The organism is Pantoea cypripedii (assembly GCF_011395035.1).
Lineage (GTDB): Bacteria > Pseudomonadota > Gammaproteobacteria > Enterobacterales > Enterobacteriaceae > Pantoea > Pantoea cypripedii_A.
In genome coordinates, this window is the sequence record NZ_CP024768.1 from 691,057 (window position 1) to 714,604 (window position 23,548).

Here is a 23,548-nt window from a genome sequence, read left to right on the forward strand (position 1 = left end):
ACTGGGATAGATATAAAAAATGAAAATGCGTGCTTTCACACTCACCGCCATTGCTGCGCTGGTCGCAGCGGCACCACTTGCCAGCCAGGCTGAAGTTACTCTGCTGAAGGCGGATCCGCAGGCTAACGATCCGCTTAGCCGTCTCACCTTCCAGGTCGGCGGTAGTATTCGTCCGCAGTTCCAGCATCAAGCCGGCGTAAGCGACCAATCTTACAAGCGTAATGGCTATGACGGCGGTTCCCGCTTCCGTTTCACCGCCAATTATTATCTGTTTGATGATATAAGTTGGGTAGGTTACTACGAGCTGGGCGTTAACTTCCCGGCGTGGTGGGGCTGGGATAATCACTATGCCGACGGTGCGAACAACACCACTCGCCGTCAACTGTATACCGGCTTCAAGAGTGCCACCTGGGGTCAGCTGACTTTCGGTCAGCAGAACAGCGTCTACTATGATGTGGTTGGTGCGAAGACCGATATCTGGGACTACGATATGCTGGCCCAGGCACCAGGTAATGGTGTCAATGGTGACTACGACGGCTCCTACCGTGCGCGTAAACAGCTGAAATACAAAAACACCTTTGGCAAGGTTGATGTTTATGCATCATACCTGTTCAGTGACGATGATCTGTTGCGTGGCAACTACCTGCGTTACAAACGTAAAGGCGGCGGCTCGCTGGGTGCGGATTACCACATCACCAAAAACCTGACCTGGGGTACTGCGTGGAACTACACGCGTGCTGAAATGCGTAACACTTCAACGGGTGATGACAAAAATTACAACCAGAACATCTACGGTACGGCGCTGAGCTGGACACCGGACAACTGGACGCTGTCTGCTGGCGTTGGTTACTATCAGAACTTCCTGACCACACATAAATCAACGGTTCATAACTACTTCGCCGGTGATGCATGGGGCGTGGAATACTTTGCGGGTTATAAATTCCCGATTGGTCAGTATGCGGTCAAATCCATTCAGCCGTACTTTATGGGTGACCGTCTGCAATACGTTAATGACCGTGACTACCAGCGTATCGACAATGGTCTGGGTGTCTCGTTCCAGCTCGACTACGGCTTCCGTGTTGACTATGAATATGTGATCACTTCCAGCACTGACAAATCACTGGGTAACATGAATCTGGTGCGTCTGCGCTACGATTTCTAACCCTGTCTCAACGGCTCCTGCGGGAGCCGTTTTCATTTGTTGCATGGAGTGCGCTTTTCTTTACAGGCGCATACACGCAAGATCCCCTTTTCACGCTGCCTTGTGCCGTTTCTCTACCCATTTATGGCGCCTCTTTCGGAAATTGGTGAGAAAAGCGGTGTAAAACTCTGTCCAATAACAAAAATGCGGTGGCAAAGGAGCTTTACGTAAATAGCGAGTTCGCCCTATCGACGAAAGTTTCGCCTTTACGTATGATGGCGCCAATTTTTTTCCTGTAGGTCTTTTAACATGATTAGTCTGATCGCGGCACTGGCAGCAGATCGCATCATCGGTATGGAAAACGCCATGCCCTGGAACCTGGCGGCTGATTTGGCCTGGTTCAAACGTAACACCCTGAACAAGCCTGTGATTATGGGCCGCCTGACCTTTGAATCCATTGGCCGCCCGTTACCGGGACGCCTGAATATTGTGGTCAGCAGCCAGCCGGGCAGTCATGATGGCGTGACCTGGGTGACGTCGCTGGAAGATGCCGTCAATGCGGCAGGCGATGCTGAAGAGGTGATGGTGATTGGGGGGGGGCGTATTTATGAGCAGATGCTGCCGCGCGCCGATCGTCTCTATCTCACTCATATCGACGCGGAAGTGGAAGGTGACACGCAATTCCCGGACTACGAACCGGATGAGTGGCAGTCAACCTTCAGTGAATTCCATGATGCCGACGCGCAGAATTCGCACAGCTACTGCTTTGAGATTCTGGAACGCCGCCGTTAATTAACGGCAGAACGATTTATCGCGCGTATTTTAAAAAACAGCGCGATAAATCGCGCCGCTACGGACGTGGATGTGTCGCGCTTTGCGCCATCGCCTGTTCGCGGTTGGAGTGCTGGACGTAATATTGCTGCGTTTCCCAGTGCAGCAACGTTAGCGTGCCGCCCCAGCAGCAACCCGTATCGAGACCGATAATCCCTTCCGGCGTCCCTTTGCCTTCCAGCGATGCCCAGTGACCAAACACCACGGTGTAATCCTGTGCTACCGGACTTGGGATCTTAAACCAGGGCTTGAGCGGGGGTGGGGCAGACTCCGGCGTATCTTTGCAGATCATATCCAGCTGGCCATTCGGGAAGCAGAAACGCATACGCGTCAGCGCGTTGGTGCTGAACCGCAGGCGCGACAGCCCGCTGAGTTCCGGCGTCCAGTTATTGGGCATATCACCATACATGGCATCGAGGAACAGCGGATAACTATCGCTGGAAAGCACCGCTTCCACTTCGCGCGCGCAAATTTTTGCCGTCGCCAGATCCCACTGCGGCGTGATACCCGCATGCGCCATCACCAGCTTTTTCTCTTCATCCACCTGCAACAACGGCTGGCGACGCAACCAGTTGATCAGCTCATCGGCATCGTCAGCTTCCAGCAAGGGGGTCAGGCGATCTTTCGGTTTGTTACGGCTGATACCGGCAAACACCGCCAGCAGATGCAGGTCATGGTTGCCCAGCACCAGCCGTACGCAATCCCCCAGCGATTTCACGTAGCGCAGCACGTCGAGTGAGCCAGGGCCGCGCGCCACCAGGTCACCGGTCAGCCACAGGGTATCCTGCTGCGGATCGAAATCAACCTGCGCCAAAAGGGCACGAAGCTCGTCGTAACAGCCGTGAATATCGCCAATCAGGTATGTACTCATTACGTCAGTCCGGTTAAAACGCGCCGCCCGGATGGACCGGGCGGAGAAGGATTAGTGGATGTGGGTTTGTACCGCAAGCCGGAATACCGGGATTTCGACAAAGAACTCTTCACCTTCCTCATCGATCATCACGTAGTGGCCTTGCATGGTGCCCATCGGCGTTTCAAGGATCGCGCCGCTGGTATATTGAAATTCGTTGCCCGGGGCGATATGAGGCTGTTCACCCACCACACCTTCGCCCTGAACTTCGGTCTGACGGCCATTACCGTTGGTGATCAACCAGTAGCGGCCGCGTAGCTGGACGCTGTTGCGTCCCAGATTGCGGATGGTGATGGTGTAGGCAAACACGTAGCGCTCCTCGTCAGGTGACGATTGCGACTCCACATACAGGCTTTGTACCTGGATACAGACGCGGGCCAGTTCACTCATGCACTCAGTTCTCCGGGGTTGCTGCCTGATGATTGCCAAGCCAGTTGGCCAGTTGACAATACTGTGCTACCGAGACGTTTTCTGCACGCAGGGTCGCATCAATATTCAGTGCATCCAGCGCACCCGCAGTAAACAGGTGACTCAGGCTATTGCGCAGCGTTTTACGGCGCTGACCAAAGGCTTCAGTCGTAATGCGGCTGAGCAGACGCACATCACTGACCGGATGTTGCGGCTGGGTAAAGGGCACCAGGCGTACCACCGCAGAGTCCACTTTGGGCGGTGGCGTGAAAGATTGTGGCGGCACTTCCAGTACCGGGATCACCTGACAATAATACTGCGCCATCACGCTGAGTCGACCATAGGCTTTGCTGCCCGGTCCGGCCACCAGACGGTTGACCACTTCTTTCTGCAGCATGAAGTGCATATCTTTAATCGAACCAGTATAGCTGAAAAGGTGGAACATCAGCGGTGTTGAGATGTTGTACGGCAGGTTGCCGAAAACACGCAACGGCTGGCCTTTCTCCTGCGCCAGCGCAGAGAAATCAAAGGTCATCGCATCCTGCTGGAAGATGGTCAGTTTAGGACCGAGGAACGGATGCGTTTGCAAACGTGCGGCAAGGTCGCGGTCCAGTTCCACCACGGTCAGTGCATCCAGACGCTCGCCCACCGGCTCAGTCAATGCGCCAAGGCCAGGGCCGATCTCCACCAGGGCTTCACCTTTTTGCGGATGAATGGCGGAGACAATGCTGTCGATAATGTACTGATCGTTCAGGAAGTTTTGCCCGAAACGTTTACGGGCGTAATGCCCCTGATGGACGCGATTATTCATTACTGCTCTTGATCATAGTGATGGCGAGGTTAAGCGCCGTAATAAAGCTGCCCGGCTCCGCCTGGCCCAGTCCGGCCAGTTCCAGCGCGGTACCGTGGTCAACGGAGGTACGGATAAAGGGCAGGCCCAGCGTGATATTCACCGCGCGGCCAAACCCCTGAAATTTTAGCACCGGCAGGCCCTGATCGTGATACATCGCCAGCACCGCATCAGCATGTTGCAGATATTTGGGCTGGAACAGGGTGTCAGCGGGGAGCGGGCCGGTCAATTGGATGCCTTGCTGGCGTAATTCGTCCAGCGCCGGAATGATGGTGTCGATCTCTTCGCGGCCCATATGGCCGCCTTCGCCCGCGTGCGGATTCAGGCCGCAGACGAAAATATGCGGGTTCGGCAGACCGAACTTTTGCTGCATATCACGATGCAGAATGGTGATCACTTCATGCAGGCTGTCGCGCGTGATGGCTGCTGAAACATCTTTGAGCGGCAAATGGGTGGTTGCCAGCGCCACCCGTAGCTCCTCGGTGGCCAGCATCATCACCACGCGATCGCCACCAGCGCGATCGGCAAAGAATTCGGTATGCCCGGTAAAGGGAATACCGGCATCGTTGATCACACCTTTGTGCACCGGGCCGGTAATCAGGGCGGAAAATTCGCCATTCAGACAGCCGTCACAGGCGCGCGCCAGGGTTTCCAGCACGTAGTGGCTGTTGGCAACCGTCAATTCACCGGGCGTCACCGGCTGGGCGGTATCGACCTGTAACAGCGTCAGCGAACCGGCCTGCTGTGGCTGGGGGGCGACACCGGGTTGGTAATCACGCAGCGTCAGCGGTAAACCTAACTGCGCGGCACGGCGACGCAACAGTTCGCCGTCGGCACACACCACCAGTTCAACTGGCCAGTCACGCTGAGCCAGTTGCACGGTTAAATCAGGACCAATCCCGGCAGGCTCGCCGGGAGTGATCACCACACGATAATTACTGACCATTGTTGTCCAGAATCTTCACGTAAGCACTGGCGCGCTGTTCCTGCATCCAGGTTTGCGCTTCTTCCGCGAATTTACGGTTAAACAGCAGACGATAGGCACGTTCTTTCTGCGCGGCGTCAGTTTTATCAACCTGACGGGTATCCAGCAGCTGAATCAGGTGCCAGCCGAATGAAGAGTGAACCGGCTGGCTGGTCTGGCCTTTCTGCAGACGCATTAACGCATCGCGGAAAGCCGGATCAAAGGCTTCCGGAGAAGTCCAGCCCAGATCGCCACCCTGATTCGCTGAACCTGGGTCGTCCGAATACTGTTTGGCCGCCGCAGCGAAAGTGGTCTTACCGCTGCGAATGTCAGCCGCGATCTCTTCCAGTTTGGCACGTGCCTGATCATCAGTCAGGATCGGTGACGGTTTCAGCAGAATATGACGTGCGTGCACTTCGGTGACGGAGATGTTTTTGCTCTCACCACGCAGATCGTTCACTTTCAGGATATGGAAGCCAACGCCTGAGCGGATGGGACCGACCACATCACCTTTCTTCGCGGTTGCCAGTGCCTGGGAGAACAGGGTTGGCAGCTCTTCAATTTTGGCCCAACCCATGTTGCCGCCTTTCAGCGCCTGCGGATCGGCAGAATAGGTCACAGCCAGCTTGCCGAAGTCAGCGCCTTTTTGCAGTTCACCCACCAGCTGATGAGCCAGTGCTTCCTGATCATCAACCTGTTTCTGCGTGGGGTTTTCCGGCAGCGGCAGCAGGATCTGGCTCACGTTCAGCTCAGTACCCTGGGTGTTCTGTGAACCCACCTGCTTCGCCAGCGTATCCACTTCCTGCGGCAGAATGGTGACGCGACGACGGACTTCATTGTTACGCACTTCAGAGATCATCATCTCTTTACGGATCTGCGCACGATATTCGTTGTAGTTGATACCGTCGTAGGCAATGCGGCTGCGCAGTTGATCGAGGGTCATATGGTTCTGACCGGCGATGTTTTGGATCGCTTCGTCCAGCTGCTGGTCGCTGACCTGCAGGCCCGCTTTTTCACCCATTTGCAGAATGATGCTATCCATGATCTGGCGCTCAAGGATCTGATGACGCAGGGTGTTGTCATCCGGCAATTGCTGATGAGCTTGCTGTGCCTGTGCTTTCACGGTGCGCAGCATGCTATCAACGTCACTCTCCAGCACCACGCCGTTATTCACCACGGCGGCAACTTTATCTACCATTTGCGGGGCTGCGAACGCGGTGTTAGCGACAACCGCCACACCAAGAATCAGCATTCTCCAGTTCTTCATACTTTATCCATTGTTGTTTCCGCACTGCGGGATAGCCTGTCAAACATCACAACATCAGAAACCCTGCTGGTAAGGGATAATGCCCTGACGCAGCATTTGATGGGTGCCTAAGCCATAGTCGGAGCTAAGGCCACGTAGCTCAATGTTGAATGAGATTTGGTTGTCATACTTACTTTCGTTGTTTTCCCAACCGTTGATTTTGCGCTCGTAGCCAAGACGGATCGCGTAGCAGCAGGAGCTATATTGCAGGCCCAGCAGCTGATCCGCTGGCTTGCTGTTGCGGGTGTCGTAGTAATATGCACCCACCAGCGACCAGGCATCGGCAATCGGCCAGCTGGCAGTGGCACCCACCTGCGAGATCCCGTTTTTATAGATCGGGTTAGTCAGCAGGCTTGAATCATTCAGCGCCTGTGCCACGTATTCCGGGCTGCTGTAGCGGTAGCTCAGCTGCACCATACGATCGGCGTCCTGACGATACTCCAGCACCGCATTGCCCTGCGCCACGTTATCAAGGCGGGTATCGTATTGCAGCCCGCCACGCACGGCCCAGCGATCGCTTACTTTCCAGTAAGTGTCACCGGCCCAGATCAGGCTGCCGGTGTCATCTTCAGCGTCGGTCTGGTTAACACCAGTCCGCGATGGGGTAAACGAGTAGATTTGACCAACAGAAACGTTAAAACGTTCAACCAGATCGTTATCATAAATTCGGGTGGTGACACCGGTTGCCACCTGATTGGCTGAAGCGATGCGATCGAGGCCACTGTAGGTGCGATCGCGGAACAGACCGGTGTAGTCGGTTTGCAGCAGCGTTGAGTCATACGGGTAGATATTGCTTTGGTCGCGGTACGGAATGTAAAGGTACTGTACGCGCGGTTCCAGCGTCTGGGTGTAGCCCTCAGCCCAGTCCATATCACGGTCAAACACCAGGCGACCATCGACTTTAAACTGTGGCAGCGTGCGGTTAACCGAGTCTTTCAACTGACCACTGACGGTGCTGTCCTGTGCCAGTGAATTGTTGTAATAATCGATGCCGTCCTGCTGGTAATGCGTCGCGAGGAGCTTGGCTTCGGTATCGAGGCTGGCCCAGCCATTCGACAACGGCAGATCCAGCGTCGGTTCGAAATGCAAACGCGTCGCTTCTGGCATGCGGCTATTCACGTTAGTGAATTTCACCGCCTGCGCATAAATATGTCCATCAAATGGCCCGATATCGTTCTGGTAGTAATTCAGATCGAGCTGCGGCATCGCACGGTAAACGTTGCTGGTGCTGGTGCTGCCAAAGACCTGGAAGTCTTTAGTAGAGAGCGTCGCGTCCCAGTTGGTGTCCGCATAGCCCACGCTGAATTTCTGCGTCGCGTAGCCATCGGTGGAGCTGTAGTACTTCGAGGTGAGATCGGTGAAGTAGTACGGATCGCTCACTTTGGTGTAGTCGGCATTGAAGCGCCAGTGTTGATCGTAAACACCGGCGTGACGCCAGTAGAACAACCAACGATCGGAGCTGGCATCCTGCGAAATACCGCGCACCGCTTTATCGTTATCGTACTGTTTATCTGATGGCAGATAATCCAGTTCCATCAAACCGCCACCGAACTGAGTCAGATAACGGAATTCGTTCTGCAACTGCATGCCGCGCTTGCTCATGTAGTGCGGCGTAATGGTGGCATCGGCCTGCGGCGCAATGTTCCAGTAATACGGCAGCATGAACTCGAAGCCATTGGTGCTGCTGTATTTTGCGTTAGGGATCAGGAAACCGGAACGGCGGCGATCGCCAATCGGCAGCTGCATATACGGGCTGTAGAACACCGGCACATTGCCCAGTTTGAAGCGCGCGTTCCAGATCTCGGCCACTTCTTCCTGGCGGTCCTGAATCACTTCAGAACCGACGACACTCCAGCTATTGGAGCCAGGCAGGCACGAGGTAAAGCTGCCGTTTTCGAGGATGGTATAACGATTGTCGCCACGCAGTTTCATCTGGTCAGCATCACCACGCCCCTGACGGCCCACCATTTGATAGGTACCGTTCCAGACGTTGGTGTCTTTGGTATTCAGATTCGACCAGGCTTTCGGACCTTTCAGGATGACCTGATTGTCATCGTAGTGCACATTACCCAACGCATCGACAGTACGCACCGGGGTGGTTTGCCCTTCCGGCTGGCGCTGATGCAGCTGCACTTCGTCGGCATTCAGGCGGCTGTTACCCTGCTGTACATCGACATTGCCGGTAAACACCGCGTCGTTGGGATAGTTCCCTTTAGACGTGTCAGAATGAATCGTGACGGGCAGCGAGTTCGTGTCGCCATTAACCAGCGGGCGGTTAAAGCTCGGCACGCCCAGCATACACTGCGACATTAAGTCGTCGGCCAGTGAATACTGACTGTATAACGCTGCACCAATCATGGTAGCCAGCACGGTAGGTATACGTTTTTTCATACGCGGTTTCGATAATTCCATGAAAACTGGCATCATGCCGACAATCCGGTCAGAGACTAACTTACTGCCCGGCGTTGCGCCAGTGTTAATCCTTGTCTGTCCGCGTTGCCGTTAGGCGCTGAGATAAATGACAGGTATGATAATGCAATTTTCAGCCGCAAGCATGGCGAATTGAGGAGTTTATGCGCTACTGGGGAAAAGTAATTGGTCTGGCTCTGGGCTTGCTATCCGGACTGGGCTTTTGGGGCATCGTACTGGGTCTCGTCATTGGCCATATGTTTGATAAAGTGCGCAGCGTGCAGGGACAAGGCTATTTCGCCAACAACCAGACCCGCCAGACACTGTTTTTTAGCACCACTTTTCAGGTGATGGGCCATTTGACCAAGTCAAAAGGGCGCGTCACTGAAGCGGATATCCAGATTGCATCTTTACTGATGGACCGGATGCAGCTGCATGGCGATGCGCGTACTGCCGCGCAGCGTGCTTTCCGTGAAGGGAAGCAGGGTGACTATCCGTTGCGTAATAAATTACGTGAACTGCGCAGCGCCTGTTTTGGTCGTTTTGATCTGATTCGGATGTTTCTGGAAATTCAGATCCAGGCGGCATTTGCCGATGGCTCACTCCACCCGAATGAACGGCAGGTGTTGTATGTGATTGCCGAGGAACTGGGCATCTCGCGGATGCAGTTTGATCAGTTCCTGCGCATGATGGAAGGCGGCCAGCAGTTTGGCGGTGGCGGTTCTTCTTACAGCGGTGGGGGATTCCAGCAGGCCAAACGCGGGCCGACGCTGGAAGATGCCTGTAGCGTGCTGGGCGTGAAAAGCAGTGACGACAGCACCACCATCAAACGTGCTTACCGCAAGCTGATGGCGGAACATCACCCGGATAAGCTGGTGGCGAAAGGGCTGCCGCCGGAGATGATGGAGATGGCGAAGCAGAAAGCGCAGGAGATTCAGGCGGCTTACGATCTGATTCGTAAGGAAAAAGGATTTAAATAAATCCTTTTTCCTGCTGTAGCGGCGCGATTTATCGCGCAGGTTTTTCCCGCCACATGCACGGAAACGCGCGATAAATCGCGCCGCTACGACAACGGTCAGAAATCCGCCGGTTGCCGAAACGTCATGCTGTTGCCAAACGCCGGATGGGTAATGGTCAGTGACTCGGCATGCAGCAGCAGGCGCGGAGCCATCGCCAGCGCTTCTGGTGGCGCATAGAAGCGGTCACCGAGAATCGGATGCCCCAGCGCCAGCAAATGCACGCGTAGCTGGTGCGAGCGTCCGGTGATCGGCTTCAGCACCACGCGCGCGCTGTTATCCGCGTCATACGCCAGTACCTGATATTCCGTCTGGGCCGGTTTACCTGTCTCGAAACACACCTTCTGCTTTGGCCGATTCGGCCAGTCGCAAATCAGCGGCAGATCGATCAACCCCTTTTCCTGCGCCGGGTGGCCCCAGACGCGTGCGACATATTGTTTGGCGGGTTCGCGCTCACGAAACTGGCGCTTTAGCTCACGTTCCGCCGCTTTGTTCAGCGCCACCACGATCACGCCGCTGGTGGCCATGTCCAGACGATGCACCGATTCAGCCTGTGGATAATCGCGCTGAATACGCGTCATCACGCTGTCTTTGTGCTCATCGAGGCGGCCCGGCACTGACAGCAAACCACTCGGCTTGTTGACCACCATAATGTGGTCGTCCTGATACAGGATATGCAGCCAGGGTTCGAGCGGGGGGTTATAAGGTTCCATCAGCAGTTCCGTAAGGGGCCAGACGGCCCCGTTCAGTTATTGGTGCGTCACCACAATCAGACGTAACGCATCAAGACGCCAGCCCGCTTCACCGAGGCTTGCCAGCACCTGGCGACGGTTGCTTTCCAGTGCCTCAACCTCATCATCACGGATGTTAGGGTTGACGGCACGCAGTGCTTCGAGACGTGACAGCTCCGCACTGAGCTTCTCATCGGCTTCCACTTTTGCTGCGGCGATGACTGCCTGGGCTTCCGGCACCACGGCGCTTTCGGCCAGCGTCAGAATCTGATGCACATCCTGCTGGACGGCGTTAACCAGTTTGCTGCCGGTATGACGATTCACCGCGTTCAGCTGGCGGTTAAAGCTTTCGAACTCCACCCTGGTCGCCAGATTGTTGCCGCTACGGTCCATCAGCAGACGAACCGGCGTGGGCGGCAGGAAGCGGGTCAGTTGCAGATGTTTCGGTGCCTGGGCTTCCACCACGTAAATCATCTCAACCAGCAGGGTGCCGACCGGCAACGCTTTGTTTTTCAGCAACGACAGCGCACAGCTGCCGGTATCGCCGGAAAGGATCAAATCCAGACCGTTGCGGATCAACGGATGCTCCCAGGTAATGAACTGGGTATCTTCGCGCGAGAGCGCCTGGTTACGGTTGAAGGTGACGGTGCAGCCATCCTCCGGCAGGCCAGGGAAATCCGGCACCAGCATATGATCGGACGGCGTCAGCACGATCAGGTTATCGCTACGATCTTCCTGATTGATACCGACGATATCGAACAGGTTAAGGGCAAAATTGACCAGACCGGTATCGTTATCCTGCTCGGCAATCGCGTCGGCCAGCGCCTGGGCGGCCTCCCCCCCGTTGGAGTTTTGCTCCAGCAGGCGGTCGCGTCCCTGTTCCAGCTGGGTTTTCAGCTGGTCATGCTGCTTGCGACACTCAGCGATAAACTCATCCAGCCCCTGCGGGTTTTCCGGTGCAGCCAGGTATTCAATCAGCTGGTTGTAAACGCTGTCGTAGATGGTGCGGCCGGTAGGGCAGGTGTGTTCAAACGCATCCAGACCTTCGTGATACCAGCGCAACAGCACCGCCTGGGCGGTTTTTTCCAGCCACGGCACCAGAATCTGGATATCGTGCGCCTGGCCGATACGGTCGAGGCGGCCAATACGCTGCTCCAGCAGGTCCGGGTTGAACGGCAGGTCAAACATCACCAGACGGCTGGCAAACTGGAAGTTGCGGCCTTCAGAACCGATTTCCGAGCACAGCAGCACCTGCGCGCCATCTTCTTCCGAGGCAAACCAGGCAGCAGCACGGTCGCGTTCAATGATCGACAGACCTTCATGGAATACCGCGGCACGAATACCTTCGCGTTCGCGCAGTACCTGCTCCAGTTGCAGCGCCGTGGCCGCTTTGGCGCAAATCACCAGCACTTTCTCTTTGCGATTGCTGGTGAGGTAGCCCATCAGCCACTCGACGCGCGGATCGAAGTTCCACCAGGTGCCGGTATCACCTTCAAATTCCTGGTAAATTTGCTCCGGATAAAGCATGTCACGCGCGCGTTCTTCCGCGCTTTTGCGTGCGCCCATGATGCCGGAGACTTTAATTGCTGTCTGGTACTGCGCAGGCAGTGGCAGACGGATCTGGTGCAGTTCGCGTTTCGGGAACCCTTTGACACCATTACGGGTGTTGCGGAACAACACGCGGCTGGTGCCATGACGATCCATCAGCATCGAAATCAGCTCTTTACGCGCGTCTTCTTTGCCTTCACGGTCGCTGTTCGCGACCTGCAACAACGGTTCGATATCCTGCTCACCGACCAGATCGTTAATCAGGTTCATCTCATCTTTGGAGATCGATTTGTCGGCCAGCAGCGTGCTGACCGCATCCGCCACCGGGCGATAGTGCTGCTGCTCAGCGACAAACTGGCTGAAATCGTGGAAGCGATTAGGATCGAGCAGGCGCAGACGGGCAAAGTGACTTTCCAGGCCGAGCTGCTCCGGCGTGGCGGTCAGCAGCAGTACGCCTGGGGTTTGTTCCGCCAGTTGTTCAATCACCTGATATTCGCGGCTCGGTGCGTCTTCGCTCCACGCCAGATGGTGCGCTTCATCCACCACCAGCAAATCCCAGGCGGCATCGGCCAGCTGTTCCAGACGCTGCTTGTTACGGCGCACAAAATCGAGGGAGCAGATGATCAGTTGTTCGGTATCGAACGGGTTATCGCTGTCGTGCTGGGCTTCGGTATAGCGACCGTCATCAAACAGCGCAAAGCGCAGGTTGAAGCGACGCAGCATTTCCACCAGCCACTGATGTTGCAGGGTTTCCGGCACCACAATCAGCACGCGCTCAGCCCGACCTGCCAGCAATTGTTGCTGGATGATCATCCCGGCTTCAATGGTTTTACCCAGACCCACTTCATCGGCCAGCAGTACGCGTGGCGCGTGACGACGGCCGACATCGTGTGCAATATGCAGCTGATGCGGAATCAGGTTAGTGCGCATGCCGCGCAGGCCGCTGATGGGCAGGTTGTACTGCTCGCTCTGATATTTACGGGCGCGGAAGCGCAGCGCAAAGCGGTCCATACGGTCGAGCTGGCCGGCGAACAGGCGGTCCTGCGGCTTGCTGAACACCAGTTTGCTGTCGAGCATCACTTCACGCATCACCACGTTAGCTTCTTCAGTATCGAGGCGGGTGCCGATATAGGTGATTAAATCGTTTTCGTTGCGAACTTCGTCAACCTGCATCTGCCAGCCTTCGTGGCTGGTGACGGTATCACCCGGATTGAAGATAACGCGGGTAACAGGAGAATCGTTACGGGCATAAAGGCGGTTTTCGCCGGTTGCCGGAAACATCAGAGTGACCATGCGCGTATCCAGCGCAACTACCGTGCCCAGTCCCAGTTCACTTTCCGTATCACTTATCCAGCGTTGACCCAGTGTAAAAACCATATATTTTCTGCTCGACTCTCTGTCATGTCATGAAGATGTGCACCTGCTCTCAGGCAAAGCAGTCCCGCCAAACAAGATGGGTTTGGGAAGGCATCGATGCGGTGAGATTCAGGAAGGGCGCTATGGTACTGGATGACAGGGGATTCGTCACCTGTCAAAAAAGCCCCAACTGCCCGGTAATCAGTGTAGCAAAATCATCGCCGACGAAGGGTAAAATGCCTTCAGCCACCGGTTGTAGCTGCTTTGACACATAGTGATCATAGTCGAGCGGCGTGCTGCGCGCCTCCAGTGGCTCCGGGCCTGCGGTGGCGATGACATAGCGGATGGAGCCACCATTTTGATACTGCAACGGACGGCCTAACTTGCGATTAACCTCATCGGCCTGCCGGGCGGCGCGCACGTGTGGTGGCACGTTACGTTCATAATCTTTTAACGGGCGGCGCAGACGTTTTTTATAGACCAGCAAATCATCGAGTTCACCCGCCAGCAACTGCGCCACGGTGTCGCGAATATAATCCTGCCAGGGCTCGCCGCGAAAAATGCGGCCATACAGCGTTTGCTGGAACTGTTGCGCCAGCGGGGTCCAGTCGGTCCGCACCGATTCCAGCCCTTTAAACACCAGCCGTTCCGTCCCTGCAGAACGAATCAATCCGGCATAACGTTTTTTGCTGCCCTGCTCGGCACCGCGAATGGTGGGCATTAGGAAACGGCTGAAATGGTTTTCGTACTCCAGCTCCAGTGCGCTGTCGAGAGCGTAGGTCTGCTGCAAATGGTTCTTCCACCAGCCATTGACGTGATCGGCCAGCTGACGACCAATCGCGGCGGCCTGCTCCTCGCTGTGCGCGCCTTTCAGCCAGACAAAGGTGGAATCGGTATCGCCATAAATCACGTCATAGCCCTCGGCCTCAATCAGCTCGCGCGTTTGCTGCATAATGGCGTGGCCGCGCAGGGTGATGGATGACGCAAGACGCGGATCGAAAAAGCGACAGGCGCTGGTGCCCAGCACGCCATAAAAAGCGTTCATGATAATTTTCAGCGCCTGCGACAGCGGCTTATTGTGCTGACGCTTGGCCTGCTCACGTCCCTGCCAGATCTGTTCCACAATCGCTGGCAGACAGTGGGTGTGACGGGAAAAGCGTGCGCCGCGAAAGCCGGGCACTGAATCGGCATCATCGGGGTGCGCCAGGCCTTCCACCAGCCCAACCGGATCGATCAGGAAGGTACGGATAATCGACGGATAGAGGCTTTTGTAATCCAGCACCAGCACCGAATCATACAGACCGGGGCGAGAGTCCATCACATAGCCGCCGGGGCTGGCTTCAGGGGTGACTTCACCGAGATTGGGCGCAACGAACCCGGCGCGATGCATACGTGGAATATACAGATGGCCGAAAGCCGCCACCGAGCCGCCGTGGCGATCCACCGCCAGCCCGTTAACGGTGGCGCGCTCCAGCAGAAACGGCATGATGGCGGTATGCTGGAAAATACGCGTCACCAGCTCGCAATCTTTCAGGTTATAGCGTGCCAGCGCCGGTTTATCATGGGCGAAGCGCCAGTTGATCTCCTCCATGCGCTGCCATGGGTTGTCGATGGCTTTGCCCTCACCGAGTAACTCACGCGATACCGCTTCGAGGCTGAAAGAAGGGAAATCCCAGAAGGCCGATTTTAACGCCTCGATACCATCAATAATCAGGCGGCCTGTCGCCTGGGCAAAGAACACGCCCGGTTTGAAACCGTGCTCGCGCCACTCCAGCGCCTGTTGCTGGCGGCCCAGACGTAACGGGATGCCGTAGCGATCGGCATGCTTTTGCAGCACGCGCAGATCGAACTGCACCAGGTTCCAGCCAATGATCACATCCGGCTCATGGCGGGCAAACCAGGCGTTCAGCTGCTCCAGCAGCTTCGGGCGGCTTTCGACATAAATCAGTTCAAAATCAAGCTGGCTGGCATCCCCGTTCGGCGGGCCGAGCATAAACACCTGACGCTGGCCGCAGCCCTCTAACCCGATGCAGTACAGCTCGCCATGCTCGGTGGTTTCAATATCCAGCGACACCCAGGAAAGCTGCGGTCGATAGTCGGGATGGGGTTTCAGGCGCGTATTCACCACGCTGTCGCCACGCACATCACCGCTGAACCAGACCGGCGCGGTGATAAAGCGCTCCATCAGGTAGCGCTCCGGCGGGCGAATATCGGCCTCATAGACCGGGATGCCGTTTTCCCGCAGGCGTTTCTCCAGATTCTGCAACTGGCGGTAGCTGCGACAATAGAGGCCCAGCACCGGACGGCGACGGAAATCTTTCAGCGTCAGGGATTGCAGGCGGGTATTGCGCTCATCACGCAGTAGCGCTTCAACCTGGGGTTGAAACTCGCTCGGCACAAAGGCGACCGACTCCTGAGCGGGCAGAACCACGCGCTGTGCGCCAAGGTCGGTAGCCAGCCATAGCACCACTTCGCTGCCAGTGGGGGTGTCTCGCCAGTGTCGGGAAAGCAGAAAACCTGCGCGTGGATCGGTCACGGTCACTCCGGGTATGAATACCCCTTAAGTGTACCATGGATGTTTATACAGTGTCTGTTGCTTGCTTAAACTGTCAGCATAATGTCAACATTGATGTACAAATCTTGCCTTGACGCTGTGGCGCTGGCTCTGGACAATCCAGCCTTCATATTCCGCAGAGGATATTTATGGAAGCCTGGGTACAACATCTCTTTACGCAATCTCTGGAATGGGCGCTGTTTGCTGTGGCGCTGGTGACCTTTCTGGAGTCACTGGCCTTCGTAGGATTGTTACTGCCGGGCACGGTTTTAATGGCAAGTCTGGGCGCGCTGGTAGGGAGCGGCCAGATTGGTCTCTATCCCGCCTGGGCCGCTGGTCTGGTCGGTTGTCTGATCGGTGACTGGGTTTCCTATGGCATTGGCTGGAAATTTCAGGGGCCGCTGCATCGCTGGAAATATCTGCAAAAATACCGTGGGCTGCTGGATAAAACCGAGCACGCGCTGCATCAGCACAGCATGTTTACCATCCTGGTAGGCCGCTTTGTCGGGCCGACGCGTCCGCTGATCCCGCTGGCGGCGGGGATGCTGGAGCTGCCGGTGCGCAAGTTTCTGCCGCCCAATATTATCGGCTGCATCCTGTGGCCGCCCGCCTACCTGATGCCGGGTATTCTGGCCGGGGTGGCGATTGATGTACCTAAAGCGAGCCAGGGCGGTCACTTTACCTGGCTGTTATTGCTGGTGGCGCTGCTGGTGTGGCTGGGCTTCTGGCTGTGCTGGCGTTGGTGGCGCAGCGGTAAATCTGTCGACTGGGCCACGAAGTATCTGCCTGTGGCGCGCCTGCGCTGGCTGGCACCGCTCGCCGCGCTGATCGGGCTGGCGGCGTTTATCGCGATTCAGTTCCATCCGATGATGCCCATCTTCCGCCATCTGCTGTGGAAGGTGTTCTTCACCTAAGGTTGTGCTACGCCGAGGATGGCCGCCGCCGGACTGCTGCCGTTAAGCAGGTCTGCGGTGCTGCCATCCCAGTACACCCGCCCATCGACCACCACCAGACTACGCGGCGCAATTTGCTGCGCATCTTCCAGGCTATGCGACACCATCAGCAGCGTGATATTGCGTGCTTCACACACGCTGCGTACCAGTTGCAGCATCTCATTGCGCAGCGCCGGATCCAGCGCCGAGAAGGGTTCATCCAGCAACAAAATCGGCTGATTACGCAGCAGACAGCGCGCCAGCGCCACGCGTTGCCGCTGGCCGCCAGAGAGTTGCCCCGGCAGACGGTCGAGCATCTCGCCGAGTCCGGTTTGCGCGGCGATGTCGCTCACCTGCTGCTTTTGGTCGTTGCTGAGTTTCAGGCCGGGATGCAGGCCCAGCCCGAGATTTTGTTGCACGGTCAGATGCGGAAACAGGTTGTTCTCCTGAAACAGCATCGATACCGGACGCGCGGCAGGCACGCTATGGGTATGATCCTCACCCTTCAGCAGCAGGGTGCCGCTGCTGACAGGCAGAAACCCGCCAATCAGGCTGAGCAGGGTACTTTTCCCGGCTCCGCTGGGGCCGAGGATTGCCAGCCGTTCACCAGGCTGCGCGCTGAACTGAAAGCGCATCGGCAAATGCTGGTACAGGTAAGTGAGGTTATTCAGTGTCAGCATGACGACCCGGTAATTTTTCCATCAGGGTAAACAAAAGCAGGCATAGCACCAGCAACAGCAGGGCGGTTACCGCGCCATCATCGCCGCGATAGGCACCAATTTGCTGGAACAGGTAGAACGGCAGCGTGCGGAAATCCGCGCTGCCAAAGAGTGCCACCACGCCAAAATCACCAATCGACAGCACGCAGGCAAACGCCAGCGCCTGAGCCAGTGGGCGTTTCAGCGCGCGCAGTTCAATCAGACGCAGGCGGTTCAGCCCCTGTACCCCGAGTGAGGCGCACAACTGATTGTAACGCGCGCTAAGATCGCGCATTGGGTTCTCCAGCACTTTCATGGCATAGGGAATGGCGATCAGCGCATTGGTGAAGACAACCAGCCCATCGGCGGATTGCGGCAGGCCGACGGTGGCGTTGAATAACAGGAAAAAGCCGCTGGCCAGCACAATACCCGGCATCGCCAGAATCAGCATGCCGCTCAGTTCCATCGCCTGCGCCGCCACGCTGTTGTGGCGCAGACGCAGCTCACGGCTGCTCCACAGCAGCATCAATGTCAGGATGACACACAGCACGCCAGCGCCGACGGCAATGCGCAATGAAGTAAAGGTGGCCTGCCATAGGGCTGGTTGCTGCATCGCTCCGGCCACGCCGCCGCGCAGACCATCTGCCACCACTGCCAGCAGCGGAGGGAGCAGCAGCAGCAGGGCAATACCAATTAACAGGCTGTCGCTGATACGGGCGCGCCAGCTATCGGCGGGATCGCGCCAGCCGCGTATTTGCTGGCTTCCGGCGGGAATCGCTTTGCTGAAGCGCTGGCTCAGCAACACCAGCAGCAGGCAGCAACCGAGCTGGAGTAGCGCCAGCAGCGCCGCGCGTCCGGGATCGTAGTCAAAATTTAATGCCTGATAAATGGCCAGCTCCAGCGTGGTCGCCTGCGGACCGCCACCCAGCGCCAGCACGGTAGCAAAACTGGCAAAACACAGCATAAAAATCAGGGCGGCAGTGGGGAAAATTTGCCGCCGCAGCCACGGCCACTCCAGCAGACGAAACAGATTCCAGCCGCGCAGGCCAAGCTGCGCCGCCAGCTGGCGTTGTTCGCCGGGAATACTTTCCAGCGCCTGTAACAACATGCGCGTCGCCAGCGGCAGATTGAAGAATACGTGTGCCAGCAGAATGCCCTGTAACCCATAAGGCGAGAAGTGATAGTGGAGGCCCAGCGCAGCGCACAGCTGCGCCAGCCAGCCGCTGCGGCCATAGACGCTGAGCAGGCCAAATACCGCCACCAGCACCGGTAGCACCAGCGTCATGGCGCACAGACGCAGCAACAGTTCTCGACCCGGAAAGCGGCGTCGATACAGGGCGCGCGCCAGCGGGATAGCCGGGAGGACCGAAAACAGCGCTGACAGCAGCGCCTGCCAGAAGGAGAAAGCCAGCACATGATGCAGATAGTCATCGGCGAGCAGGGCGCGCCAGTCGCCGATGGGGGCTGACATCAGCAGCGCACCCAACGCCAGCAGCGCCACTGCGCACAGCAGCAGCGCAGTGAAACTGCCGGGCAGCAGCCAGCCGGGAATTAACGGCTGACGGCGCGTTGCCATGCGGCTACCCAGGCTGCACGATGGTCGGCGACTTCCGCCGGACTATATTGCAACGCAGTTTGCGGCACGTTGAGCGCCTGATAACCGGCAGGCAGGTCGCTTTTGATCACCGGATACATCCAGTTGCCGGTCGGGATGGTCTGCTGGAAGGCCGGGGACACCATAAACTGCATAAATTCCTGCGCCAGTTTCGGTTGTTTGCTGCTGGCCAGCTGCGCCGCCACTTCAACCTGCAAATAATGGCCTTCGCTAAACGGCGCAGCGGCGTAATTCTCTTTCTTCTCTTCAATGATGTGATAAGCCGGTGAAGTGGTGTAACTCAGCACCAGATCACCTTCTCCCTTCAGGAACAACCCATAGGCCTCACTCCAGCCTTTGGTGACGGTGACGGTTTTCTGCGCCAGCTTCTGCCAGGCATCCGGCGCCTGGTCGCCATAGACTTTTTGCATCCACAGCAGCAGGCCGAGGCCAGGGGTGCTGGTGCGCGGATCTTCATAGATAACGCGCCATTTTTCCGGGCTTTCGACCAGTTCCTTCAGGCTTTTGGGTGGGTTTTTCAGTTTGTTTTTGTCGTAGACGAAGGCGAAGTAACCGTAGTCGAACGGGATAAAGGTGTCGTTATGCCAGCCACCTGGCAGCTGGAGCGCGTGGGTATCCACCGGGCTTTTGGCAAACAGCCCGGTTTTTTCTGCGGCCTGCACCAGGTTGTTATCAAGGCCCAGCACCACATCCGCCTTGCTGTTCTTGCCTTCCATCCGCACGCGGTTGAGCAGCGATACGCCATCTTCCAGCGCCACGTATTTCAGTTCGCAGCCGCACTGGGCTTCAAAGGCTTTTTTCACTGCCGGGCCTGGGCCCCAGTCAGCGGAGAATGAGTCGTAGGTGTAGACGGTAAGTACCGGTTTGGCAGCCAGTACCGGGGCAGAGACCAGCAACAGCACGGGCAGAACTTTGTTTAACACTTTGCGCTCCTTGAGGAGAAGATAAGGTTGAGTCGCAAAGGATCTGAGTGGTGAGGCATCTCAAATCCCTACGCCGGTATTAACCGGATCAGGTTCGACGGGTCTCTCTCAGCCCCTGTAATGCAGGGCACCCCGTTGAGAACGGCACATTCTAGACATTTCCGCGTCAGGGTGAAAGGTTCACAGTTCCGGCGGGGCAAACCAGGCGGATTTGAAGTCAAACCAGCCGAGCGTATTCATGCGCACGCCACGCATACTGCGCTGACCTTCCAGCAACAGCCAGTGGTGAAACAGCGGGTGCAGATAATCACTATCCACCAGTTGCTTACTCCATTCTGCGAGCGGCAGCGTTTTTTCGCGCCAGCGTGTGGCCGCATTTTCCCAGTCAATCGGGATACACAGTTGCATCAGCGGCAGCTCGTACAACTGGGCGAACAGCGAGTAATCGAGCGGCAGGGTGAAGTTGACGCTGCCAAGCCAGATGTCGCTTGCACCTTCACCGTTAAACCATGCTTCGTAGCTCAGCTCACGGGTGATCAGCTCCACGCCCTGTTGCGCCAGCAATGGGCGTAAGGCGTTGGCGATACCTTCATGTTCCACATGGTGGCTGTACCAGCTGATGGTGAGTTGCTTCAGGTTATCCGGCTTGTTGACCGCCGTCAGATCGCGACGATGATGCCAGCGTGGTAATAAACCATAAGCCGGGAACCAGTAGCGCTGATAACCGATGCCCGCGTTATTCAGCAGGGCGATAGGATTGAGCAGGTAGCTGACCCAGCGGCGGAAATGCGCATCGCGGCCCTGTTCTGAGCGCTGGTCATACAACAGAAAATAGCAGCCTTCTTCCAGACGGCTCTCTTCCGATTTCTCATCAGCGGTTTCGCCTTGTAACTTCACCCCGGCATACACCAGCTCATCACTGATCTCCGGCAGTACCCAGATGGAGACATCATCAATTAACGCGCGGTAACCGAAGTAGTCATCAAAGGCGGCGATTTTCAGCTGGCTCTGTTGATTGCGTACCACGCTATAGGGACCGGTGCCGATTGGCTGGCGCGCGAAACCACGCAGGGTTTGCCATTCGCGCGGCAGGATCATCGCGCTGACGCTGCCGAGTAGCCACGGCAGCCAGTTATCGGGCTGCGTCAGCTGAATATCCAGCGTCCAGGGGGCCGGGGAGTGCAGTCTGGCGATATGGGAGAACAGCGGCTGGCTGCGCAGACGCTCCAGCGAACTGATGACGTCTTCCATTTCCAGTTCACGACCATGATGAAAGCGAATGGCCGGACGCAGAAAGAAGCGCCAGTGCAGCGGTGACGTTTGTTGCCAGTGATGAGCGATATCAGGTTCGATTTCCCCCTTTTCCTCATTTATGCGCGTCAGACCGCTGAAAATTTGTCGTGCCAGATGGGTTTCCGAGCGCCGCAGCGGTGAACCCGGCAGCAAATTCGGCAGCGGGCGATAGTAAAGTACGCGCAGAATATGTTTGCCCTGGCGAAAGCTGCGGCCCAGATGGGCGGCAATCATCTGACGTACCTGATTTTTGTCACCGACCAGTTGTACCAGTTGATCAATACGATCCTGCTCCAGCAAATCCTCCGCACGCTGCTGTTGTAGCGCCAGCCCGGTGTAGCAGAAGCTCAGCGTGGAACGTTTGCCGCGGCCCGCTTCGGCCTGCCAGATGAGCCAGCCCGCAGCCTGCATGGCATTCAGCAGGTTACGCATATGGCGGCGCGAGCAGTGCAACAGCTCCGCCAGTTCGCTCAGGGTGGTTTCCTGATCCTGGCCCTGGCAGCTTTGCCACAGGCGGATAAATTGCTGTTGTAGTCGCGAAGAAGACATAAAAGGGGAACTCCAGCGCATAATCGCTCAGTTTTTTCTGCCCTATATTAGAGGCATAGTAGACCTCATTGGAAGAGCGGGAGGCATTCAGTCATGAATGGCGCTCTGACAGTGGTTCCGCCGACGTGGAACCTTTTCTGAGTAGGGTGCAATTTCACCGCCAGCAGTGTTTTCTCTGCTGGCTTTTTTCGTTTTGCTGTGGAATCTTCTACCCTCTTTTTTTGGTTCTCCGCTTTTCTTCCGCAAAGGGATTTCACCATGAAATCGCTGTTAACGCGTCAACGTCGCCTCAACCCGGTTTATCTGGCTTTTATGGCCGTCTCATTTATGACTGGCGTGGCCGGAGCGTTACAGGCCCCCACGCTGAGCCTGTTTCTGACGCGTGAGGTACAGGTGCGCCCGTTCTGGGTCGGGCTGTTTTTTACCGTCAACGCTATCGCGGGCATCGTCATCAGCCTGCTGGTGGCGAAACGATCCGATAGTCACGGCGATCGCCGCAAACTGATCCTGTTTTGCTGCCTGATGGCGGTAGCGAATTCAGTGCTGTTTGCCTTCAGCCGTCATTATCTGACGCTGATTACACTGGGCGTGCTGCTGTCAGCGCTGGCCAGCGTGGCGGTACCACAGATATTTGCGCTGGCGCGTGAGTATGCCGACCATTCGGCGCGCGAAGTGGTGATGTTCAGTTCGGTGATGCGTGCGCAGCTGTCGCTGGCATGGGTGATCGGGCCGCCGTTATCCTTCGCGCTGGCGCTGAATTACGGTTTCATCACCTTATTTAGTGTGGCGGCGGTGATTTTTTTGCTCAGTACCGTGCTGATCTGGCGTACCTTGCCATCAGTACCACGCGTTGCGGCTTCCCCCGAGCAGGTGCTGACGCAGCTGAGTCCGTGGAAGGATAGCCAGGTGCGCCTGCTGTTTATCGCTTCGGTGATTATGTGGACCTGCAACGTGATGTATATCATTGATATGCCGCTGTATATCAGCTCCACGCTCGGCCTGCCGGAAAAGCTGGCGGGTTTGCTGATGGGGACAGCAGCAGGGCTAGAGATCCCGATTATGCTGCTGGCCGGACATTATGCGCGCCGTTATGGTAAACGCCGTCTGGTGCAGCTGGCGCTGGTGGCTGCCGTGCTGTTTTACCTTGGGCTGGGGCTGTTCCATTCACGCACGGCGCTGATGGTGTTGCAGCTGTTCAACGCGGCGTTTATCGGCATTGTTGCCGGGATTGGCATGCTCTGGTTTCAGGATCTGATGCCGGGACGCGCCGGAGCGGCGACCACCATGTTTACCACCTCGATTTCCACCGGCATGATCGTGGCGGGGGTGATTCAGGGATCGTTAAGCGAACGCTTCGGGCATGAGTCGGTGTACTGGCTGGCGTTGGGGTTGGCGGTGCTGGCGCTGGGACTGACGTCGCGCGTGCGGGATGTATAAACGATGTAAAACCTTAAAACCTGCGCGATAAATCGCGCCGCTACGACCGGATTGTAGCGGCGCAATTTATTGCGCAT

Annotated in this window: 18 protein-coding genes and 1 riboswitch; of the genes, 5 read left to right on the forward strand and 13 right to left on the reverse strand. The window is 56.8% G+C overall.

The features are described 5' to 3' along the window. The first annotated feature begins 19 nt into the window (after positions 1-19). Positions 20-1,162, forward strand: a complete 1,143-nt coding sequence (locus tag CUN67_RS03130) for a porin (protein WP_208713967.1) — start codon at positions 20-22, stop codon at positions 1,160-1,162. Between the two features lie 288 nt (positions 1,163-1,450). Beyond that, positions 1,451-1,933, forward strand: coding sequence for a type 3 dihydrofolate reductase (gene folA, locus CUN67_RS03135; protein ID WP_208713968.1), 483 nt, complete (start codon positions 1,451-1,453; stop codon positions 1,931-1,933). Positions 1,934-1,991: 58 nt separating this feature from the next. On the opposite strand, the gene apaH is transcribed toward folA, so the two are convergent. The 6 genes from apaH to lptD are packed head-to-tail and all read right to left on the reverse strand — an operon-like array spanning position 1,992 to position 8,801. Beyond that, positions 1,992-2,843 carry a bis(5'-nucleosyl)-tetraphosphatase (symmetrical) ApaH gene (gene apaH / locus CUN67_RS03140; protein ID WP_208713969.1) on the reverse strand — a complete coding sequence of 284 codons (852 nt, stop codon included), beginning with the start codon at positions 2,841-2,843 and terminating at the stop codon, positions 1,992-1,994. A gap of 51 nt (positions 2,844-2,894) precedes the next feature. Continuing rightward, positions 2,895-3,272: a Co2+/Mg2+ efflux protein ApaG gene (gene apaG, locus CUN67_RS03145; RefSeq protein WP_084872598.1), complete on the reverse strand. Its 378-nt coding sequence runs from the start codon at positions 3,270-3,272 to the stop codon at positions 2,895-2,897. 4 nt (positions 3,273-3,276) lie between these two features. Next, positions 3,277-4,101: a 16S rRNA (adenine(1518)-N(6)/adenine(1519)-N(6))-dimethyltransferase RsmA gene (rsmA, locus tag CUN67_RS03150; RefSeq protein ID WP_084872600.1), complete on the reverse strand. Its 825-nt coding sequence runs from the start codon at positions 4,099-4,101 to the stop codon at positions 3,277-3,279. Continuing rightward, positions 4,094-5,086, reverse strand: coding sequence for a 4-hydroxythreonine-4-phosphate dehydrogenase PdxA (pdxA, locus tag CUN67_RS03155; RefSeq protein WP_084872602.1), 993 nt, complete (start codon positions 5,084-5,086; stop codon positions 4,094-4,096). Before pdxA ends, rsmA begins: the two co-directional genes overlap by 8 nt. Then, the gene (gene surA, locus CUN67_RS03160; RefSeq protein WP_208713970.1) at positions 5,076-6,371 is read right to left on the reverse strand and encodes a peptidylprolyl isomerase SurA; all 1,296 of its coding nucleotides are present in this window, start codon (positions 6,369-6,371) and stop codon (positions 5,076-5,078) included. Before surA ends, pdxA begins: the two co-directional genes overlap by 11 nt. A gap of 54 nt (positions 6,372-6,425) precedes the next feature. After that, entirely contained in the window at positions 6,426-8,801 is a 2,376-nt protein-coding gene (gene lptD / locus CUN67_RS03165; RefSeq protein WP_254711374.1) for an LPS assembly protein LptD, read from the reverse strand. 182 nt (positions 8,802-8,983) lie between these two features. Here lptD and djlA point away from each other — a divergent pair, with 182 nt between their 5' ends. Further along, positions 8,984-9,799: a co-chaperone DjlA gene (djlA, locus tag CUN67_RS03170; protein ID WP_208713972.1), complete on the forward strand. Its 816-nt coding sequence runs from the start codon at positions 8,984-8,986 to the stop codon at positions 9,797-9,799. A gap of 95 nt (positions 9,800-9,894) precedes the next feature. On the opposite strand, the gene rluA is transcribed toward djlA, so the two are convergent. The 3 genes from rluA to polB form a co-directional block, all read right to left on the reverse strand. After that, a complete protein-coding gene (rluA, locus tag CUN67_RS03175; RefSeq protein WP_208717056.1) occupies positions 9,895-10,554 on the reverse strand; it encodes a bifunctional tRNA pseudouridine(32) synthase/23S rRNA pseudouridine(746) synthase RluA in 660 nt (219 codons plus the stop codon). A 30-nt stretch (positions 10,555-10,584) separates the two neighbouring features. Continuing rightward, positions 10,585-13,491 carry an RNA polymerase-associated protein RapA gene (gene rapA, locus CUN67_RS03180; RefSeq protein ID WP_208713973.1) on the reverse strand — a complete coding sequence of 969 codons (2,907 nt, stop codon included), beginning with the start codon at positions 13,489-13,491 and terminating at the stop codon, positions 10,585-10,587. 154 nt (positions 13,492-13,645) lie between these two features. Further along, a complete protein-coding gene (gene polB / locus CUN67_RS03185; protein WP_208713974.1) occupies positions 13,646-16,006 on the reverse strand; it encodes a DNA polymerase II in 2,361 nt (786 codons plus the stop codon). 167 nt (positions 16,007-16,173) lie between these two features. On the opposite strand from polB, the gene CUN67_RS03190 reads away from it, so the two are divergent. Beyond that, on the forward strand, positions 16,174-16,938 hold the full coding sequence (locus CUN67_RS03190; RefSeq protein WP_208713975.1) for a DedA family protein: 765 nt from the start codon (positions 16,174-16,176) through the stop codon (positions 16,936-16,938). Here the strand turns inward: CUN67_RS03190 and thiQ are convergent. From thiQ to sgrR, 4 genes are all read right to left on the reverse strand, one after another. Then, on the reverse strand, positions 16,935-17,636 hold the full coding sequence (gene thiQ / locus CUN67_RS03195; RefSeq protein WP_208713976.1) for a thiamine ABC transporter ATP-binding protein ThiQ: 702 nt from the start codon (positions 17,634-17,636) through the stop codon (positions 16,935-16,937). The two genes, CUN67_RS03190 and thiQ, sit on opposite strands and share 4 nt — an antisense overlap. Beyond that, complete coding sequence (gene thiP, locus CUN67_RS03200; RefSeq protein WP_208713977.1) at positions 17,620-19,230, reverse strand: thiamine/thiamine pyrophosphate ABC transporter permease ThiP; 1,611 nt, start codon at positions 19,228-19,230, stop codon at positions 17,620-17,622. Before thiP ends, thiQ begins: the two co-directional genes overlap by 17 nt. Beyond that, on the reverse strand, positions 19,206-20,192 hold the full coding sequence (gene thiB, locus CUN67_RS03205) for a thiamine ABC transporter substrate binding subunit (protein ID WP_208713978.1): 987 nt from the start codon (positions 20,190-20,192) through the stop codon (positions 19,206-19,208). The genes thiP and thiB overlap by 25 nt, the downstream gene beginning before the upstream one ends. A 47-nt stretch (positions 20,193-20,239) precedes the next feature. Next, positions 20,240-20,337: riboswitch (TPP riboswitch) on the reverse strand. 35 nt (positions 20,338-20,372) lie between these two features. Further along, positions 20,373-22,034 carry an HTH-type transcriptional regulator SgrR gene (gene sgrR / locus CUN67_RS03210; RefSeq protein ID WP_208713979.1) on the reverse strand — a complete coding sequence of 554 codons (1,662 nt, stop codon included), beginning with the start codon at positions 22,032-22,034 and terminating at the stop codon, positions 20,373-20,375. A gap of 258 nt (positions 22,035-22,292) precedes the next feature. Between sgrR and CUN67_RS03215 the strand changes: the two genes are divergently transcribed. Then, a complete protein-coding gene (locus CUN67_RS03215) occupies positions 22,293-23,471 on the forward strand; it encodes an MFS transporter (protein WP_208713980.1) in 1,179 nt (392 codons plus the stop codon). The last annotated feature ends 77 nt before the right edge of the window (positions 23,472-23,548 follow it).

Excerpts from the sequence above, each read along its gene's own strand:
- CUN67_RS03190 (WP_208713975.1), top strand. The coding sequence starts at position 16,174 with ATGGAAGCCTGGGTACAACATCTCTTTACGCAATCTCTGGAATGGGCG.
- rsmA (WP_084872600.1), bottom strand. The coding sequence starts at position 4,101 with ATGAATAATCGCGTCCATCAGGGGCATTACGCCCGTAAACGTTTCGGG.
- lptD (WP_254711374.1), bottom strand. The coding sequence starts at position 8,801 with ATGAAAAAACGTATACCTACCGTGCTGGCTACCATGATTGGTGCAGCG.
- thiQ (WP_208713976.1), bottom strand. The coding sequence starts at position 17,636 with ATGCTGACACTGAATAACCTCACTTACCTGTACCAGCATTTGCCGATG.
- apaG (WP_084872598.1), bottom strand. The coding sequence starts at position 3,272 with ATGAGTGAACTGGCCCGCGTCTGTATCCAGGTACAAAGCCTGTATGTG.
- sgrR (WP_208713979.1), bottom strand. The coding sequence starts at position 22,034 with ATGTCTTCTTCGCGACTACAACAGCAATTTATCCGCCTGTGGCAAAGC.
- surA (WP_208713970.1), bottom strand. The coding sequence starts at position 6,371 with ATGAAGAACTGGAGAATGCTGATTCTTGGTGTGGCGGTTGTCGCTAAC.
- apaH (WP_208713969.1), bottom strand. The coding sequence starts at position 2,843 with ATGAGTACATACCTGATTGGCGATATTCACGGCTGTTACGACGAGCTT.
- rapA (WP_208713973.1), bottom strand. The coding sequence starts at position 13,491 with ATGGTTTTTACACTGGGTCAACGCTGGATAAGTGATACGGAAAGTGAA.
- djlA (WP_208713972.1), top strand. The coding sequence starts at position 8,984 with ATGCGCTACTGGGGAAAAGTAATTGGTCTGGCTCTGGGCTTGCTATCC.
- thiP (WP_208713977.1), bottom strand. The coding sequence starts at position 19,230 with ATGGCAACGCGCCGTCAGCCGTTAATTCCCGGCTGGCTGCTGCCCGGC.
- pdxA (WP_084872602.1), bottom strand. The coding sequence starts at position 5,086 with ATGGTCAGTAATTATCGTGTGGTGATCACTCCCGGCGAGCCTGCCGGG.
- folA (WP_208713968.1), top strand. The coding sequence starts at position 1,451 with ATGATTAGTCTGATCGCGGCACTGGCAGCAGATCGCATCATCGGTATG.
- CUN67_RS03130 (WP_208713967.1), top strand. The coding sequence starts at position 20 with ATGAAAATGCGTGCTTTCACACTCACCGCCATTGCTGCGCTGGTCGCA.
- CUN67_RS03215 (WP_208713980.1), top strand. The coding sequence starts at position 22,293 with ATGAAATCGCTGTTAACGCGTCAACGTCGCCTCAACCCGGTTTATCTG.